At 48.4% G+C, this 17739-nt stretch carries 23 protein-coding genes; 17 read left to right on the top strand and 6 right to left on the bottom strand.

From position 1 onward, the window contains the following. Positions 1–47 precede the first annotated feature (47 nt). The 13 genes from rpmJ (at position 48) to NIES2104_RS31010 (ending at position 7326) form a co-directional block, all read left to right on the top strand. Positions 48–161, top strand: a complete 114-nt coding sequence (gene rpmJ / locus NIES2104_RS31015) for a 50S ribosomal protein L36 (protein WP_071596180.1) — start codon at positions 48–50, stop codon at positions 159–161. 93 nt (positions 162–254) lie between these two features. Beyond that, on the top strand, positions 255–638 hold the full coding sequence (rpsM, locus tag NIES2104_RS24905) for a 30S ribosomal protein S13 (RefSeq protein WP_059002062.1): 384 nt from the start codon (positions 255–257) through the stop codon (positions 636–638). Positions 639–702: 64 nt separating this feature from the next. Beyond that, positions 703–1098 (top strand): 30S ribosomal protein S11, encoded by a 396-nt coding sequence (gene rpsK, locus NIES2104_RS24900; RefSeq protein WP_059000915.1) that lies wholly within the window; start codon positions 703–705, stop codon positions 1096–1098. Positions 1099–1194: 96 nt separating this feature from the next. Further along, positions 1195–2133 (top strand): DNA-directed RNA polymerase subunit alpha, encoded by a 939-nt coding sequence (locus NIES2104_RS24895; protein ID WP_192843623.1) that lies wholly within the window; start codon positions 1195–1197, stop codon positions 2131–2133. Positions 2134–2141: 8 nt separating this feature from the next. Continuing rightward, entirely contained in the window at positions 2142–2492 is a 351-nt protein-coding gene (gene rplQ, locus NIES2104_RS24890; protein ID WP_059000914.1) for a 50S ribosomal protein L17, read from the top strand. Position 2493: 1 nt separating this feature from the next. Then, positions 2494–3315, top strand: coding sequence for a tRNA pseudouridine(38-40) synthase TruA (truA, locus tag NIES2104_RS24885; RefSeq protein WP_059000913.1), 822 nt, complete (start codon positions 2494–2496; stop codon positions 3313–3315). A gap of 153 nt (positions 3316–3468) precedes the next feature. Beyond that, positions 3469–3924 carry a 50S ribosomal protein L13 gene (rplM, locus tag NIES2104_RS24880; protein ID WP_059000912.1) on the top strand — a complete coding sequence of 152 codons (456 nt, stop codon included), beginning with the start codon at positions 3469–3471 and terminating at the stop codon, positions 3922–3924. Between the two features lie 3 nt (positions 3925–3927). Further along, the gene (gene rpsI / locus NIES2104_RS24875) at positions 3928–4335 is read left to right on the top strand and encodes a 30S ribosomal protein S9 (RefSeq protein ID WP_059000911.1); all 408 of its coding nucleotides are present in this window, start codon (positions 3928–3930) and stop codon (positions 4333–4335) included. 36 nt (positions 4336–4371) lie between these two features. After that, a complete protein-coding gene (gene rpmE, locus NIES2104_RS24870) occupies positions 4372–4605 on the top strand; it encodes a 50S ribosomal protein L31 (protein WP_059000910.1) in 234 nt (77 codons plus the stop codon). 91 nt (positions 4606–4696) lie between these two features. Continuing rightward, complete coding sequence (gene prfA, locus NIES2104_RS24865; protein ID WP_059000909.1) at positions 4697–5812, top strand: peptide chain release factor 1; 1116 nt, start codon at positions 4697–4699, stop codon at positions 5810–5812. Between the two features lie 102 nt (positions 5813–5914). Continuing rightward, a complete protein-coding gene (locus NIES2104_RS24860) occupies positions 5915–6607 on the top strand; it encodes a response regulator (protein ID WP_059000908.1) in 693 nt (230 codons plus the stop codon). A gap of 157 nt (positions 6608–6764) precedes the next feature. Next, complete coding sequence (locus NIES2104_RS24855) at positions 6765–7040, top strand: hypothetical protein (RefSeq protein WP_059000907.1); 276 nt, start codon at positions 6765–6767, stop codon at positions 7038–7040. Between the two features lie 4 nt (positions 7041–7044). Next, positions 7045–7326: a hypothetical protein gene (locus NIES2104_RS31010; RefSeq protein ID WP_156427040.1), complete on the top strand. Its 282-nt coding sequence runs from the start codon at positions 7045–7047 to the stop codon at positions 7324–7326. Here the strand turns inward: NIES2104_RS31010 and NIES2104_RS24850 are convergent. Beyond that, a complete protein-coding gene (locus NIES2104_RS24850; protein WP_059000906.1) occupies positions 7261–8385 on the bottom strand; it encodes an AbrB family transcriptional regulator in 1125 nt (374 codons plus the stop codon). The two genes, NIES2104_RS31010 and NIES2104_RS24850, sit on opposite strands and share 66 nt — an antisense overlap. An 88-nt stretch (positions 8386–8473) precedes the next feature. On the opposite strand from NIES2104_RS24850, the gene NIES2104_RS24845 reads away from it, so the two are divergent. Then, positions 8474–9202, top strand: coding sequence for an SDR family NAD(P)-dependent oxidoreductase (locus tag NIES2104_RS24845; protein WP_059000905.1), 729 nt, complete (start codon positions 8474–8476; stop codon positions 9200–9202). Positions 9203–9413: 211 nt separating this feature from the next. Here NIES2104_RS24845 and NIES2104_RS24840 read toward each other — a convergent pair whose 3' ends face one another. The 4 genes from NIES2104_RS24840 to NIES2104_RS24825 all read right to left on the bottom strand — a co-directional run bounded on the left by NIES2104_RS24840 (position 9414) and on the right by NIES2104_RS24825 (position 13285). Continuing rightward, positions 9414–9683, bottom strand: a complete 270-nt coding sequence (locus NIES2104_RS24840) for a YciI family protein (RefSeq protein WP_059000904.1) — start codon at positions 9681–9683, stop codon at positions 9414–9416. 11 nt (positions 9684–9694) lie between these two features. After that, complete coding sequence (gene pheT / locus NIES2104_RS24835) at positions 9695–12127, bottom strand: phenylalanine--tRNA ligase subunit beta (protein WP_059000903.1); 2433 nt, start codon at positions 12125–12127, stop codon at positions 9695–9697. Between the two features lie 34 nt (positions 12128–12161). Next, positions 12162–12971, bottom strand: coding sequence for an A24 family peptidase (locus tag NIES2104_RS24830; protein ID WP_059000902.1), 810 nt, complete (start codon positions 12969–12971; stop codon positions 12162–12164). Positions 12972–13036: 65 nt separating this feature from the next. Further along, the gene (locus tag NIES2104_RS24825) at positions 13037–13285 is read right to left on the bottom strand and encodes a hypothetical protein (protein WP_059000901.1); all 249 of its coding nucleotides are present in this window, start codon (positions 13283–13285) and stop codon (positions 13037–13039) included. 119 nt (positions 13286–13404) lie between these two features. On the opposite strand from NIES2104_RS24825, the gene NIES2104_RS24820 reads away from it, so the two are divergent. The 3 genes from NIES2104_RS24820 to gmk all read left to right on the top strand — a co-directional run bounded on the left by NIES2104_RS24820 (position 13405) and on the right by gmk (position 15027). Next, positions 13405–14076 (top strand): Uma2 family endonuclease, encoded by a 672-nt coding sequence (locus NIES2104_RS24820; RefSeq protein ID WP_059000900.1) that lies wholly within the window; start codon positions 13405–13407, stop codon positions 14074–14076. Between the two features lies 1 nt (position 14077). Continuing rightward, positions 14078–14341 carry an extracellular matrix/biofilm regulator RemA gene (gene remA / locus NIES2104_RS24815; protein WP_059000899.1) on the top strand — a complete coding sequence of 88 codons (264 nt, stop codon included), beginning with the start codon at positions 14078–14080 and terminating at the stop codon, positions 14339–14341. Positions 14342–14460: 119 nt separating this feature from the next. Beyond that, positions 14461–15027, top strand: coding sequence for a guanylate kinase (gene gmk, locus NIES2104_RS24810; protein ID WP_059000898.1), 567 nt, complete (start codon positions 14461–14463; stop codon positions 15025–15027). 132 nt (positions 15028–15159) lie between these two features. On the opposite strand, the gene NIES2104_RS24805 is transcribed toward gmk, so the two are convergent. After that, on the bottom strand, positions 15160–17658 hold the full coding sequence (locus tag NIES2104_RS24805; protein ID WP_059000897.1) for an HAD-IC family P-type ATPase: 2499 nt from the start codon (positions 17656–17658) through the stop codon (positions 15160–15162). Between the last annotated feature and the right edge of the window lie 81 nt (positions 17659–17739).

Genomic DNA, 17739 nt, shown 5'->3' with positions numbered 1-17739 from the left:
TATAAAATTGTTAGGATATTGTGTTTGTAATGTTGCCGAGATAGGGCATGAAAGTACGAGCGTCAGTCAAACGAATTTGTGAGAAATGTCGCGTCATTCGTCGGAAAGGGCGCGTCATGGTGATCTGTGAAAACCCGAAGCACAAACAGCGTCAGGGTTAACGAGGCTTCATGTATGAGTCTGCCGCACAGGGGGATTGCACCCAAAACGGCAGACCTTTTCGACTGTTTATCTATGGTTTAGGGAGAAACAACGTGGCGCGGATTGCGGGCGTAGACCTCCCTCGCGACAAGCGAGTGGAAATCGGTCTTCGATATATTTACGGAATTGGACCCACCCGGTCTAAAGAAATCATCGCGAAAACAGGAGTTAATCCTGACATTCGCGTGAAGGATCTCAGTGAAGCAGATGTCGCTGCACTGCGCGAAGCAGTCGAAGGCGGCTATCAGATTGAAGGAGACTTGCGGCGGTTTGAATCGATGTCGATCAAGCGATTGATGGATATCGGATGCTATCGCGGTCGTAGACATCGTATGGGTCTGCCTGTGCGGGGTCAACGGACGCGAACCAACGCGCGGACTCGTCGGGGCGGTCGTCGGACGGTTGCCGGGAAGAAAAAGGCTCCAGGTAAGAAATAAGGTGCATTACCTCCGGGTAAGCACCGCTTGTAGGAACGTAGCAGCGTAAATTAAGAGATTTGACATGGCAAGACAACCGCAGCGGAAAACGGGTCCGCGCAAGGCGAAAAAGAACATCCCCAGTGGGGTCGCTCATATTCAATCGACCTTCAACAATACGATCGTAACGATTTCGGATACTCAAGGTGAAGTCATTTCTTGGGCATCTGCGGGATCGAGTGGCTTTAAAGGTGCAAAGAAGGGAACTCCCTTTGCGGCTCAAACCGCTGCCGAAGCAGCCGCTCGTCGCGCAATGGATCAAGGAATGCGTCAGCTTGAAGTGATGGTGAGCGGACCTGGAGCGGGACGCGAAACCGCAATTCGAGCGTTACAGGGCACTGGAATTGAAATCACCCTGATCCGCGATGTCACCCCCATTCCTCATAACGGTTGTCGTCCGCCGAAACGCCGTCGCGTTTAATCGTGAATTTGCTGTCTATAATGGACGGCACGAAACGGGTTGGATGTCAAATTGAGGGATCATCCCTCACACTCAAGGAGAAAGGGAGGCTACTCCGTGGCACAGTTTCAGGTCGAATGTATTGATACCACGACGGAAAAGGATCAAAGCCAATACAGTAAGTTCATTTTGGAGCCGCTAGAACGGGGACAAGGCACTACTGTTGGAAATGCGCTTCGTCGCGTGTTGCTGTCGAACTTAGAAGGCGCATCGGTAACGGCGGTAAGGATTGCAGGTGTCACTCACGAGTTTGCAACGATTCCGGGCGTTCGGGAAGATGTGCTGGATATCATGCTGAACATGAAAAAGCTGGTGTTCAGAACCTATTCGTCGCAGCCTCAAATCGGTCGGCTTTTGGTGCAAGGTCAATCGACCGTGACTGCTGAAAGCTTTGATTTGCCGTCTGAAGTGGAACTTGTTGATCCGGATCAATATATTGCAACCCTCGCGCCGAACGCCACCTTAGAAATGGAGTTCAAGATCGAGAAGGGCAAGGGATATCGGGGAGCTGGCAAGTTCACGGATGACACCGCGCTCGACTTTTTGCAAATCGACTCTGTATTCATGCCCGTGAGAAAGGTACAGTACAGCGTCGAAGATGCTCGCCAAGGTGGAACGGCTGAAAAAGACCGTTTGATCATGGAAATCTGGACAAATGGCAGTTTGACTCCGCAAGAAGCGCTGAGTCAGGCGGCAAATATCCTGGTCGATCTGTTTAACCCGCTCAAAGACATTACGTTCGAGCCTTCGGATGATGATGGAATGAGCGATGAGCGGATCGAAAATCAAATCCCGATCGAAGAGCTACAACTTTCAGTCAGAGCTTACAACTGTCTGAAACGCGCTCAAATCAACTCGGTCGCGGATCTGCTCGACTACAGCCAAGAAGACTTACTCGAAATAAAGAATTTCGGGGCAAAGTCTGCCGAGGAAGTCGTCGAAGCACTGCAACAACGGTTAGGGATCACCCTGCCGCAAGAAAAATCTAAATCCTAGTAAAAGCTATGCGTCACGGTTGTAGAGTCCCCATGTTGGGCAAACCTGCGGATCAGCGGAAAGCACTGTTAAGAGCTTTAACCACCGAACTGATCCGCAACGGTCGAATCCAAACGACCAAAATTCGCGCTCAAGCAGTGCGATCGGAAGCTGAAAAAATGATCACCTTGGCGAAAGATGGCTCTCTTGCCGCTCGTCGTCAAGCGATGGGATACATCTACGATAAGCAGCTTGTTCACGCTTTGTTCGAGCAAGCTCCTCAACGATATGCCGATCGCAAAGGCGGATATACCCGCATTTTGAGAACGGTGCGTCGTCGCGGTGACAATGCTGAAATGGCGATTATCGAATTGACCTAAGATGGCAACTGCTCAGCCGACCCTCCAGAGAGTCGCTCTACTCATTCAGTATGTGGGCACTCGCTTTTACGGGTGGCAACGGCAACCGAATCATCGCTCAGTTCAAGAAGAGATTGAAGATGCGATCGCATCAGTCGTCGGTCATCGGGTAGTGATTCACGCGGCAGGACGAACCGATACGGGCGTTCATGCCGCGGCTCAGGTGGCACATTTCGATGTGGTGACTGTGATCCCGGCACACCGATGGGCGGATGTGATCAATGCTCGACTTCCTGATGATGTGTTGATTCGGGCATCGGCGGCAGTTCCGAGTGATTGGCACGCCCGATTTTCCGCTTCCTGGCGGCGATACCGTTATACGATCTACACCGAGGCACGACCGAACCTATTTGCTCGATCTCTGTCTTGGCACTACTACCACGCCCCGCTAGATGAGTCTAAGATTCAGAAAGCATTAGACCCGATGATTGGTCGCCATCACATGGCAGCGTTTCAGAGGGCAAATTCGAGCCGTCCTCATGCTTGGGTGGAAATTCAAGCAGCGGAATGTGTGAGAGCAGATTCGTTTCTCTATATCGAAGTTCAAGCCAGTGGATTTCTGTATGGAATGATGCGGCTTCTGGTGGGACTGCTGGTAGAAGTGGGTCGAGGCGATCGATCAGTTCAGGACTTTACGCGCTTGTGGACTGAAGAACGGCGCGAAGAAGTGCGGTATGCGGCTCCTCCTCAAGGACTTTGCTTGCTGAGAGTGGGCTATCCTGAGATGCCTTTTCCTCCAGAACTCTGGTTTGATTCACAGCCGAAATTAGTATTGAGCAAATAAATTGTGGGTCAGGCATCTTGCCTGACATTGGGCTGAAGACTGGGTGCAGGCAAGATACCTACCCCACAGAATTAAAAAGGCTCACCATTGATTTAGAGCGGCTTGACGTACTACGATCGACTGTTCCCGAACTATTCACTAAACCCCAAGCTCATGGAAAACAAAACCTACTTACCTCCGGTCGCTGAAATCCAGCGCGATTGGTACGTTGTGGATGCAGCGGATCAACGCCTCGGACGTTTGGCGACTGAAATCGCGATGGTACTTCGCGGTAAGAACAAACCCACTTACACCCCCCACTTGGACACAGGCGATTTCGTTGTTGTAATCAACGCGGAAAAAGTCGTGGTCACAGGCAAAAAATCTAGCCAAAAAGTCTATCGTCGTCACTCCGGTCGTCCGGGTGGAATGAAAACCGAATCCTTTGAAAAACTGCAAGCCAGATTGCCAGAGCGCATCATCGAGCAAGCCGTTAAAGGAATGCTGCCGAAGAACTCACTGGGTCGTCAGCTTTTCACCAAAATGAAAGTGTATGCGGGTACTGATCATCCTCATGCCGCACAGCAACCCAAAGTGTTAGAAATCAATACGATTCCGGGAGAGAAGTAATCCATGCAAGCGACAGAAGGCAGAGTGATGTATCAGGGCACAGGTCGCCGTAAAAATGCGATCGCTCGTGTCCGTCTCGTTCCGGGCGAAGGAACGATTACGATCAACGGCAAGCCCGGTGATCTTTACCTCCAGTTCAATGCTGAGTATCTTTCAGGTGCAAAAGCGCCGTTAGAAACGCTCGGTTTAGAGGGGGAATACGACATTTTAGTAACGGCTCACGGTGGCGGTCTGACCGGACAAGCAGACGCGATCAAACTTGGTGTGGCTCGTGCGTTGTGCGAACTCGACCCCGAAAACCGTAAGCCGCTCAAAGTCGAAGGCTACCTGACCCGTGATCCGAGAGCAAAAGAGCGGAGAAAATACGGTCTTCGCAAAGCTCGGAAAGCTCCCCAGTTCTCGAAACGCTAATTGTTACAATCGATATAGAACGCTGGAGAAAAGACAATGGCAAAGAAAGGCATTCATCCGACCTGGTACCCCGAAGCTAAGGTTTTCTGTAACGGTGAACACGTTGCGACCGTGGGTTCGACCAGACCAGAACTACACGTTGATGTGTGGTCAGGCAATCATCCATTCTTCACCGGAACTCAGAAGATCATTGATACTGAGGGACGTGTGGAGCGCTTCTTGCGGAAGTACGGCATGAGCGAATCCCAGAAGAGCGACGACCAAAAGTAGGACAACTCGGTTGAAACTCATTCGACGATCGCGTTTTGAGTTGCCGCGATTGTCTTTTCACCGAATTCCTATTTTTTGAGGCTCGATTCTCATGGCTGAAGCATACCTAATTGACAAACTAAATTCGGTTGAGCAAACCTTTAACGAGTTGACGCGGAGACTCGCAGACCCGGATATCGCAAGAGATCCGGGCGAGTTTCAGCGCGTGGCAAAATCTCGATCGTCGTTGGAAGAAACGGTCAATACCTATGAGCTTTGGCGCAAAACAGAGACGGATTTAGCCGGAGCGCGTCAGCTTCTGAAGGAATCCGGCGGCGATCTTGAAATGCAAGAAATGGCAGCGATGGAAGTGGAAGAACTCCAATCCAAGCTGCAAGAATTAGAAAACCGATTAAAAATTCTCCTACTGCCAAGCGATCCGAATGACGACAAGAACATCATGCTGGAAATTCGGGCAGGCACCGGAGGCGATGAAGCCAGCATTTGGGCGGGTGATTTGGTGAGAATGTATTCGCGATTTGCGGAGCGTCAAGGTTGGCGCGTCAAAATGGCGAGCGAATCACTAGCAGAAGGCTTGGGCGGATTCAAAGAAGCCGTGATGGAAATTCAGGGCGATCGCGTTTATAGCAAACTGAAATTTGAAGCGGGAGTCCATCGAGTGCAACGGGTTCCGGTAACAGAAGCATCCGGACGGGTTCACACTTCGACAGCGACTGTGGCTGTAATGCCTGAAGTCGATGATGTGGAAGTTCACATCGATCCGAAAGATATTGAAATGAAAACGGCGCGATCGGGCGGCGCGGGTGGTCAGAACGTCAACAAAGTTGAAACCGCAGTCGATTTGATTCACAAGCCGACGGGGATTCGAGTGTTTTGTACCGAAGAGCGATCGCAGCTTCAGAACCGGGAACGAGCGATGCAAATTCTCCGGGCGAAATTGTATGAGATTAAATTAAGGGAGCAGCAAGAGGCTGTCACTTCGATGCGTCGATCGCAGGTGGGGACGGGAGAGCGATCGGAAAAAATTCGCACCTACAACTACAAAGATAATCGCGTAACCGATCATCGTTTGGGTCAGAACTTCGCTCTAAACCCTGTGTTGGAAGGTGACTTAGAAGACGTAATCGAAACTTGCATCTCTCAAGACCAACAAGAGCGCTTAGAGCAATTGGCGGCTGAAAGTGGGAATGAGGCGGCTGTCAAGTAGCTCGATTGAAAATCTGCTTAATTCCTTTCTGGAGTGGATGCTCTCGCTCAATTTACAGACGATTGCTGTAAGCTAAGTTGAAAACTTTTGTTGAGCTAGACAATGAGTGTTGATGACGTTGTTAAGTTAATCGATGCGATCACAAAGTTGTTTAGCGTGTTGGTCTATCCAGCAGTGCTTTTATTTTTCTTAGTTCGTTTTGGTCGAGATCTGAGCGATTTCTTTTCAGGCTTAGGTGAGCTATCGCTCAAGGGAGCAGGATTTGAGGCTTCTTTAAAGAGAAAGCAAGCTGAAGCGGCGGCGGCTTTGGCTGCTGCTGCGATATCAAAACCTGGCGAAACTCCAACTTCTGAAACTGCGGCACAAGGAGCAAAAGATGCTGTAGATGTGGTTGCTGAAGCTGTCAACTCTCGCATTGCTAAACGCGCCAGCCGATCAAGAATTCTTTGGGTTGATGATCGCCCAAATAACAATATTTATGAGCGGCGATCGCTTGAAGCTTTAGGGATCAGTTTTGAATTAGCCACATCAACAGAAGAAGCTTTGGAAAAGCTAAGTCGTCGGCGCTTTGATGCCATCATCTCAGATATGGGTAGACCCCCCGATTCTCAGGCAGGATACACGCTTCTAGATAAACTCAGGTCACTAGGAGAGCAAACACCATTTATTATTTATGCTGGTTCTAGGTCGCCTGAACATATTGCGGAAGCACGTCGCCGAGGTGCAGTTGGCTGTAGCAATAATGCAATTGAGTTATTTGAAATGGTCTTATCCGCAATAGGTCGTGCAGCTTAAACGGATTGGGTCGCTTGTTTATTGGGAAAGTTTCGATCGCGCTTTTGACCTGGCTAAACGAATGGTCGATCGTCGTTCTTCCGCTCATATTTTGCGCGTCTGCTGAACTCTTCCATTAAAATAAGCTCACTGAGGCGCGAGATTCAGGAGAGACAGAATGAATCAGAAATTAGTCGAATCACTAGCGCAGATTATTCTCTCTTTATCTGACGAAGAGCGGCAGTTTTTGGAGAAAAAGATTCAACGTCCTTCTATTGCAAAAGAAAAACAAAGTCTAGAGGAACGCTTAAAGAAGTTTGAGGAAGCTTATCAGATGCCCTCAGAACAGTTCTATCAGAAGTTTCAGGCGGGAGAACTGGGAGACTCGATCGACTTTTTCGAGTGGAATACTTACTACGAAATGTACAACTCAGCGCAACTTAAAGCGTCCTGAGACCATGGAGTTAGACCAGTACATCAGCGAGATTAAAGCAAAGCTGAATTCAAGTTTGATCGTTTCGTCGATCGACATTGTGGATGAGCGTGTGTTGTTCGATCGAGGCTATTTTCGCGCCAGATTAACCCTGGTGAATCAAGATTTTTTAGAAATTGCTGAATCATTCACACTTCAGGATGAACAATTGGTTACGTTGGACTACCGTTATCAGTTGAATCTATTTAAAAGTGGGTTGGTGAGCCGTTTGGTATGCTGCAAATTCAAGCAGAAAGGGCAAGGATAGATTAATTGTCAGCAGGCGAATCACATGCGCGATCGTAATAATTTCCGGGTCTTGCTGAAGCGTTAACGCGATCGCAATCATCTCAGGAGAACCACCTGGAGCTGCCATCAGCAAACACGATAACCAACTGAGATGCGTGAAGTAATGAATAGCTGCGGCGGCAATCAGTCCAGCAAACAACATTAATCCAACAGGAATGATCGCTTTTAATACAGTTGTGAGCTTCAACCGTGGATTGATGCCCCAGTATTCCCCGATCGTCATTCCAAGCAAAATCTGACCAATCACACTAAAAATGAGCGGAAAGCTAATCTGAAACAAATCATTGAACAATGAGAGCAATTCAAAGCCTAAACCCACCACGATCGCACCCAAAAATGCGGCGAGTGGAACTTTGATCTGAGTGGCAAAATGAACAACAATTACCGCGATCGTAATCATCAAGCCTGCGATTCCAAATGTTGACCACTCGACAGTAAATGCTCGATGAATGAAGCTTGCGATCGCATGAGTGGAAGCATTCGGGAGTGCGACATTTGCAATGAGCGGCATTGCAAAAATGACTGTCGTAAACCGCATCAGTTGAACCAGAGACACGATCGCGGTACTTTTCTCGTAATCGGCTGCCAAACTTGCCATGACACCAATATTTCCAGGAGTCGTAGCGAGTAATCCAGTGAGCAAATCAATGCCTTCTACACGGGCATAAAGCAATCCGATCGCGCCGCCTGCCGCCATGAGAAAGAAGGGCAATCCGAGCAAAATAAAGCTTTCAGATGCAAGTCCGCTGAGATGATCTGGAGGAAGTGAAAGTCCGATCGACAATCCCACGATCAACTGTCCAGCTTTTCGAGCGTTCCGATTGGGTTGAATTGTTGGATCAAGGTGTCGATAGCTGAAATAGACGATCGCGCCTGCGGCAATTCCGCCTAGAATCCAAGCTGCACTCCCTAAACTGATCGCTAACAATCCAAAGCCGATTAAGAGTGCCAAGCTTAATTCGATCGCAATTAACAGCGATCGGGCTTGTATGTTTGACAGTTCAGAATTCAGCGCCATGTAGTTTTCCGAAAACTCACACCGCATTGTACCGAGTTCATCTAAGTTCCGATGGTATACTCGGAACAATTTTGAGCGAAAAAATGCAATGGTTACAACCGCGCTGATTGTGGGAGCAAGTCAAGGGATTGGATTAGAATTTGCGCGACAGGTTTTAGAACGAGTCGATCGCGTTTATGCAACTTACCGCAGTCCAGACTGTGAACTGTTCAATTTAGAGCATCCGAATCTAGTTCGATTGCCGCTCGATATTACTAATGAGACACAGATTGAACAAGCGATCGCTAAAATCAAATCAGAAACACCAGAGCTACACTACGTGATCAATTGCGTCGGTGTTCTCCATGATGGAACCATGCAGCCTGAAAAAAGTTTGCGGCATCTGAATGCAGATCAGCTAACGAAATACTTTCAAATTAATAGTATTGGAGCCGCATTGTTAGGGAAGCATGTTCAACCGTTGTTAAAACATCGCGATCGTGCGATTCTTGCAACGATTTCTGCCAAGGTTGGAAGTATCACAGACAATCATATTGGTGGTTGGTATGGATATCGCGCCTCGAAAGCTGCTCTAAATATGTTCATGCGAACTACGGCAATCGAGTTTAAGCGCACTTGTCCAAATGCGATCGTGGTGACATTGCATCCTGGAACAACTGATACAAGACTCTCGAAACCGTTTCAGCGTAGTGTTCCGCCTGAGAAATTATTTTCAACAGAGCGAACGGTGCGACAACTATTAGAGGTTCTCGACAAGCTAGAAGACTCGAACAGCGGAGAATTCTTCTCTTGGGACGGCTCAAAACTGCCGTTTTAACGTTAGTTTGTCGAGTCTTTTCACTTCGGTTCTATTCCGCCCCGGAATAGAATTCGGGGCTAGCGGTGCGAAGCCCACTAAAGGGGGCTAAAGATGAATCAGTCTGAGGGTTGCAGTCCTGAAGGGACTTCGCACGGTTAGCCCCGAATTTCATTCCGGGGCGAGGCAGCAACGAAGCGGGGAGACTCATCGAACTAACGTCGTTTTAGGTTTAAATCGCTTGAATCCATTCTTTGATCTCGTAATCTGTCCAAATCTGGTTTTGCCAGTAAGGATCAGACTCGATCAGTTGACGCACGATCGCTTCATTTTCCGCTTCATAGATTCCAAACACTTTAGTAATATCTTTCGTTGGTCCAATGGTGATCAAAACACCATCTTCTTTCTGTTTAGCTAATCCATCTAAATGAGCTTGGCGATAAGCTGCTCTTTTCTCTAGCACATCTTCGCAATAGCTTCCCCACAAAACATACTTCGGCACAATTTCACTCCTTAACTTCTCAGGTCTACCCGAAATTTCTCAGTTAATGCTTCCCGTACTCTCTGATGCACCGGATCAACATCTTCATCCTTTAAAGTGCGATCGTCAGCCCGATACACCAATCGAAACGCTAAACTCCGCTGCCCTTGGGGAACGCGATCGCCTTTATATTCATCGAACAGTTCCACCGATTCGAGCAGTTTTCCGCCTGCTTTGACGATCGTGCGCTCTAAATCGCTCACTGCAACATCCCGCGCCGCATAAAACGCAATATCGCGATCGGAAGCGGGATAAGTCGAGAACGCCTTAAAGACCGGAACTAATGCTTCATCGGTTTCAAGATGGCGAATGATGACTTCAAGATCGAGTTGGAATGTGTAGACCTCATCGGGTAAGCCGCGCTCTTGACGCAATTGAGGGTGTAACTGTCCGAAAGTTCCAAGACGATCGCCTTTTACCCATAACGAAGCCGTTCTTCCCGGATGGAGTCGCTTGTCTTGTCGATCGGGCTGATATTCCACAGTTAAACCAATGCGATCGAAGACGCTATCTAATACGCCTTTTGCTTCAAACCAGGACATCGGTTGATCTTTACCGCCTCGAATCCATTTACCCCCAGTCGGATCGCCGCCCAAAATTCCGCCGATCGCTTCAGATTCGACCAGTTCTTCTTCTTGAGCAAAGATATGACCGATCTCAAAGCCGTTCAATGCTCCGTTTCCTTGTTCTAAGTTGTACTGGAATGCTTCGATCAAGCCATTCACTAAATCCGTCCGCAAAGCAGAATACTCAGTAAACAGTGGATTTGCCAGCACAATCTGTCTTTCTTCTCCAGGTTTACCCAGCGAATAATGAATCAGTTCGGTTAATCCCCCGGCTCGGAATGCTTCGCGAACTTTGCGCTTGATCACTTGCTCGATCGACAAATATCCCAGTTCCGTTTCAGCGGGCAATGTGTCTCTGAAATTGTTGTAGCCGTAGAGCCGCGCTACTTCTTCGATCAAATCAATCTCACGCTCTAAGTCACGATATCGATAAGGCGGAACCGTCACGATCCAAGTGTCTGCACCATTCGATTTCAACTCACAGCCCAAAGCGCTTAAAGTTCGCTCAACATCACGCACTTGCAGTTCACCGAAGTTTTCATCGGATTCGGTCAGTCCTAACACTTCTCGAACGCGCTCTAAGCGAAGCTCGATCGTTCTGGTTAAAGTGTTTGGTCGATGATCGATCGTATTTTGAGCCGTAACCGTTCCCCCTGCAACTTCGAGCATCAATTCGATCGCTCGACGACTCGCGGTTTCGAGTCCTGCCAAATTGACACCGCGTTCGTATCGGGCAGATGCTTCTGTTCTTAAACCTTGCGATCGCGCTGATTTCCGAATCGCCGCAGAATCAAAAATGGCTGCTTCTAGCAATACATTCTGAGTGCTGTCACTTACTTCTGTTTCCTCTCCCCCAAACACACCCGCTAACATCGTCGGCTTGTCGTTTACGGTGATTAACAGGGCTTGCTCTTGAAGTTTGCGATCTTGACCATCCAAGGTTTTGACTGATTCACCCGATCGAGCAAATCTCACGCCCATTTCGATCCGATCAGTTCCTGCAACTTTGATCAAACTATCGAGATCAAACGCATGAAGCGGCTGTCCCCATTCGAGCATGATGTAGTTCGTCACATCGACAATGTTATTAATTGATCGCACTCCTGCCGCTAACAATCGACGCTGTAACCACAGAGGAGACGGTGCAATTTTGACATTCTCGATGATTGTTCCGATGTAAGTCGGGCAAGCTTGCGGATCTTGAATAGAAATCGATAGCGATCGTTTCTCTTCTACTTGAGGTGCAGCAGGTTCCGGTAGTCGCAAGGTTCCACCCGTCAACGCTGCTACTTCTCGCGCAATTCCCACCATGCTCAAAGCATCCGCCCGATTCGCGGTCGAAGTCAAATCCAAAATGGCATCATCTAATCCCAACAATGGACGAACATCCATTCCAGGCTTCAATTCCCCAGTCACAGACTCATCAAAGATATGAATGCCTTCTGATTCTTTTGTCAGTCCCAACTCTGACATCGAACAAATCATCCCTTTAGATTCAACGCCTCTAAGCTTTGCAGGCTTGATCTTCAAATCCACATTCGGCAAATACGTGCCCAAAGTTGCCACTGCCACGAAAATATCAGCCCGAACATTTGCCGCACCGCAAACGATTTGAGACGGACTCTCAGCCCCAATATCAACCGTACACAGACTTAAGCGATCGGCATTTGGATGCTGTTCTCGCGTCAAGACTTTCCCGACGACAACCCCATCTGCCCAGGTGCGTCGATCTTCAATATCTTCGACCTCAAACCCCGCCATCGTCAGCTTCTCCGCCAACGCCTCCGGAGTCATTGAAATATCTACCAGTTCCCGCAACCAATTCAGAGAGATACGCATCCGTCGCTTTCAACCACGCTAATCAAACCTCATTCTACAGCGCAAACAATCGTAAATAGTTCGAGAGCATCGCCTGTCCACAAAACAAACTGATCCCCGCTCCCAATGCTAAAAACGGTCCGAACGGCATCGCCTGACGACGGGATAACCGCCCTGATTTGATCGCGACAATTCCCACGATCGAACCTGTCAAACACGCCAAAAATCCACCGATTAGCATCAATTGCCAGCCCAACCAAGCCCCAATCATCGCCATCAGCTTCGAGTCTCCCGCTCCCATTGCAGGCTGTCCCAGAATCATCGATCCCACGATCGCTATCAGATCGAGTAGCCAAATTCCAGCGATCGCACCGATCACACCGCTGATGAATCCCTGAATTGCGCCGACGATGCCAGTTGTTAAAAAGCCGATCGCAGTTTGAAACACCAATCCCAACACTAAGCCCGATTGCGTCAACGGATTTGGTAGCGTCATCGTATCCCAATCAATCATCGATAGCGCCAGAAGCCAACTCAAAAACGCCCAGTATCCCAAAGTTGAAAGCGACAGATCGAAACGCAGAAAGACCACTAAGAATAGAAGTCCTGTCGCTGCTTCAATCAATGGATATCTAGGTGAAATTCGGCTTTTACAGTGAGCACATTTTCCCTTCAGTCGTAGCCAGCCAAACACTGGAATATTCTCGCGTTTTTTCAGGCGAGTGAGACAATGCGGACAGCGAGAAGGCGGATAAATTAATGACAGTCCAGCAGGCAATCGGTAGATCACCACATTGAGAAAACTTCCGATCGAGGCTCCGACAAAAAACACCAAAACCAGTGCAGGAACCGCAAGAATATCCATAAATCGCTTCAGACATCAGGGCAGTTTTCATTTAACTCGATCGAGCCAAATTCGCGCCCTTATTTCTACTCGATCAGTTCAAACGGAATAAAATACTCTTGCGGCAACAGAATCGGTTTACCTGAGAAAATAATTTTGCCGCGATGAGTAATTCGATTAATCGCCACGCCCAAAGGTCGATCGATATCCGGATGAACCGCAAAATACGTTTCATAGATCAGCCGCGCTGATTGAATCAGAGTCGGATCGAGATAAGTCACGTAGTCATTCTCATTCACGTCGATCGTCGCATCAACATTCACTAAGGCATTCATTCTTCAAACTTCGTCCAGAGACAGATTGAGTGTATCGTAGGTCAAAAACCGCGACTGGTACAAAAAATTGAGAAATTCACTTTAAAATTATAGAAAGTCTTGTTGTCGAGGTGGCTGAGATGAACATTGACTCTACAACTGATCTTCGCTTTCCCGACAGTGACGGCAAACCGATGTCCGATAATACCGAGCAGTTTCGCTGGATCGTTCTAATCAAAGAAAATCTCGAAATTCTATTTGCAGATGATCCAAATGTGTTTGTCGCAGGAGATTTGCTCTGGTATCCGATCAAGTCGCGATCGGCAGGGTCGGCTGCACCTGATGCAATGGTCGTATTCGGTAGACCGAAAGGCAGACGCGGATCGTACAAACAATGGGAAGAAAATAACGTTCCCCCTCAAGTCGTGTTCGAGATCCTCTCACCGAGCAACACCGCTCAGGAAATGGCAGACAAGCTGGCGTTTTACCAGCTTCACGGGATTGAAGAATATTACTTATATGATCCTGACGATATTGAGCTAAAAGGCTGGATTCGTCAGGGAGAAATCTTGGCTCCGACCGCACAAATGAACGGTTGGACAAGCCCACGATTAGGAATTGAATTTCGATTGGGGCGAGAACTCGTCATTTACCGACCCGATGGTAGACCATTTCTGAGTTCGATCGAGCTTGACCAACGAGCTAGACGATTAGAACGATCGCTTGAAACTGAACGCCAAAGAGCGCATCAACTCGAAGAATATTTGAGATCGATCGGCATCGATCCCGATCAGATCCCCCCGAATTCCTAACATGACCGAAATCAAACTGATCAACATCGGATTTGGCAATATCGTCTCAGCGCATCGAATTATTGCGATCGTTTCTCCCGATTCCGCCCCGATTAAACGAATTGTCACCGATGCCCGCGAAAGCGACAAACTGATCGATGCCACCTATGGACGGCGAACTCGTGCCGTAATCATTATGGATTCCGGTCATATCGTGCTTTCCGCCATCCAACCGGAGACAGTTGCCAACCGATCTCTCGCCTCTAAAGGTGGACTTGGCGACTAGAATCTGGAAAAACCTTTCAATCCTTCACCCTTTCGTTAACTAATTCAGTCGAGTTGCAAGCTATACTCACAGAATCAGAAATCTGGGAACACTAGCGCACACGTCAGGTATAGACAGCTATGAGCAAGGGTAGACTCATTGTTTTAACAGGACCAAGCGGTGTCGGAAAAGGAACCTTGCTCCGATCGCTCATCCAGCGACACGAAGAATTGTTTCTCTCCGTCTCTGTCACCACTCGATCCCCCCGCCCCGGAGAAGTCGATGGCAAAAATTATCACTTTGTCACACGACCGCAATTTGAACGAATGGTCGCCCAGGGAGAATTTCTCGAATGGGCAGAATTCGCCGGAAATTGCTACGGCACTCCGAGGCGAATCGTCGAAGAGAAAATCCGCAACGGAAAATGGGTCATTCTTGAAATCGAACTCGATGGCGCACGCCAAATTCGCAAATCGTTTCCGAGCGCTTTCCAGATCTTTATCGCACCTCCTTCGATGGTGGAACTCGAAGCCCGCATTCGTGGACGCGGACAGGATTCGGAAACCGCGATCGCAAGGCGGCTTGAACGAGCCTGGGAAGAAGTGGATGCAGCCGGAGAGTTTGACATTCAAGTGGTCAATGACGATTTAGAACGAGCGTTATCAGAAATCGAGCAAGCGCTATTTGAGCCAGCAGCCGTTTGCTGATTCATCGTACGGCTTGAGCACGATCGCGTACAGTCAATTTCACTACACCGCCTGAGTGGGCGATCCTTAAGATACCCACTCGGCTCACTTGAATCACGGCAAGTTGATGATTCGAGTTGAGATTGTGCGATCTCATGATTCAGAACGAGATTCGATGTGTAAAAAGGTTTCTAACCACCGATTGCGCCATGCGGTTCGTACCAGCAACGCCCAGAGAAAAGCGAACAGCGCCAGGATGAGATAATCGATCGGTAGCAATGGTCTAAGATCAAACAGCGATCGTAATCCGGGCACCCCAAGCAGCACGATCAATACGCCTAACATTGCGATCGACAAAAACAAATATCGCAAATCACCGCTGATTGGTGCCCCTCCCGTCCAAAACCGTGTAGGTGGCTTCACCAGCAGAATCAACAACAACCCACAAAAAATAAGAAACGCTAACAGCGCATTTCGCGCCACAAATAAAGCACCTAAGATTTTTGCGGGTGTGATGACCTGAGCAATTTCCCCTAGTGGCATGTCGCCATCTAGCAATTTCAGCAGTGGTGTAATTTGCTGCACAGTATAGCCAATGTAGATCAGCAAGCTAAACAACGCGAGTAGCGACATTGCAGGCACAATAAAGGGGAGTATGGATCGAATTAACCCCTGTTTCGGTGGTTTACCCGGTCTTGCCCAAAGCGTGACACCTAGCGTGGGGACTCCCTCGGTAAGCAGCGTTAGAATCGCATTGTGCTTGATCGTGAGCGGAAAAATGATACCGGGCATCACCAGAGACAGCATTAGAATCACAAATGCACAGATACGAACCAGCGAAATTTTGGTGACATCTTCGATGCTGTTCCGAATTCGCTGTCCTTCTAAAAACGCATCAGGTAATGCTTCAAAAGAGTCTTTGAGCAGCACCATATCTGCCACGCCGCGTGTAATCTGGCTCCCGCTCTCCATTGCAATGCCGACATTCGCCTGCTTCAGAGATGGAACATCATTCACACCATCCCCCATCATTGCTACATACTTACCCTGACTCTGAAATGCTTTGACTAATCGAGCTTTCTGATCCGGCGTAATTCGACCAAAGACGGTCGTTTCTGCGGCAGTTTGAGCAAATTCCAGATCGTCCATGTTCGCTAGATCTTGCCCAGAAACCAGCTTGATATCAGAATCTAAACCTGCCTGCATGGCGAGAGCGGCAACTGTATTGGGATTATCGCCGGAAATGACTTTCACCTCAATCCCACCCGCTCGAAATCGGCTCAATGTTTCCTGCACATGGGGACGCAGTTCATCGCCAAAAAATAAAAGTCCGATCGCTTGAAGTCCCAAAGGCAGTTGAGGCTGATTCGCATCGGTGCCCCGCATCGGTTTCCAGTCTGGTGTATGAGCAAAAAGTAACACTCGTAAGCCCTGATCAGCGCCTGCTTGAATGGCTTGCTGTAGTTCACGGGTCAGCGGAACAGCCGCACTCAAAACATCGGGTGCACCTAAGACATAGACACCTCCTTGATCGAATGCTTCTGCACTCCATTTGTAAGCGGACGCAAAGGGAATCTCTTCTTTTAAACTGCGTTTCTCACCGGGACAGGATTGAGCGATCGCATCATTCGTTTTATTGCTAAACGAAGCGCTTACCGCATAATCTCCGAGACGCGATCGCAGTTCCGTTTCAGAAAGCCCGATCGGTTGCAGGGATTGAAGTTGAATCCGATTTGCTGTGAGGGTTCCGGTCTTGTCTAAACACATCACATTGATATGGCTCAAAGACTCGATCGCGTTCGATTGTTGAATCAGCGCATTGCGGTCTGCCATTCGTACCGCCCCCATCGCATACGCCAACGTGATCATCAAAAACAATCCGCTCGGAACTAATCCAGCGATCACGGCAGCATTCTCAACACTCCGCTCAAATGGAGTCAGACCCATAATTAGAGAAATGCCTGCCAGCAACCACAAGAAGATCGCTGCAACGAGCAATAATCGCACGATTAAATTGATTTGTTTTTGCAGCGGGGTTAGAACTCGTCGGAACGATTTGGCTCCAGCCGTAAGCTGATTTGCATAACTATCTTTGCCAACTTTTTCGGCTTGATAATATGCTTTTCCACTCACACAGAAGCTTCCAGAATACAGCGGTTTTCCAGCTTGTTTCGTAATTAAATCAGATTCTCCAGTGAGCAGCGATTCATCCATATTGATCTCGCCCTCCCCGGTCACGCTGCCATCGACAACAATCTGATCTCCCGGACGCACAACTATCAAATCACCGATCACAATCTCATTCGGATCAACCACTTTTTCTTGGCTATCCCGCACGATCGTTACGGTCGGACGAGACACCACGGCAATTTGATCAAGCTTTTTCTTGGCGCGAATCTCTTGATAAATATTGACGATCGCATTTGTTCCAATCACAAACGCAATCACACCCACATCATCGATGCGTCCAAGCAAAATCAGCACAATACTGATAAAAAACAGAACAATATTAATAAACGTAAAAAGATTGTCTCTCAAAATATCGGTGTAAGTTCGGCTGGATTGTTGGGGAAGATTGTTGCCTTGACCCGCTGCACGTCGAGTCGCGGCTTCCTGATCAGTCAAGCCAGATGGGAAAGTTGCAGAATTCATAGGAATGATTCAAATTAAGGATTGTAATGGATCAGAGCGATCGAGCTTTACTGTAATCTCGCTTCAGATAAAATCGTAAGG

It is taken from the genome of Leptolyngbya sp. NIES-2104 (assembly GCF_001485215.1).
GTDB lineage: Bacteria > Cyanobacteriota > Cyanobacteriia > Leptolyngbyales > Leptolyngbyaceae > Leptolyngbya.
The sequence above is the reverse complement of the archived record's forward strand: the minus strand, read 5'-3'. Positions and strand labels throughout refer to the sequence as shown.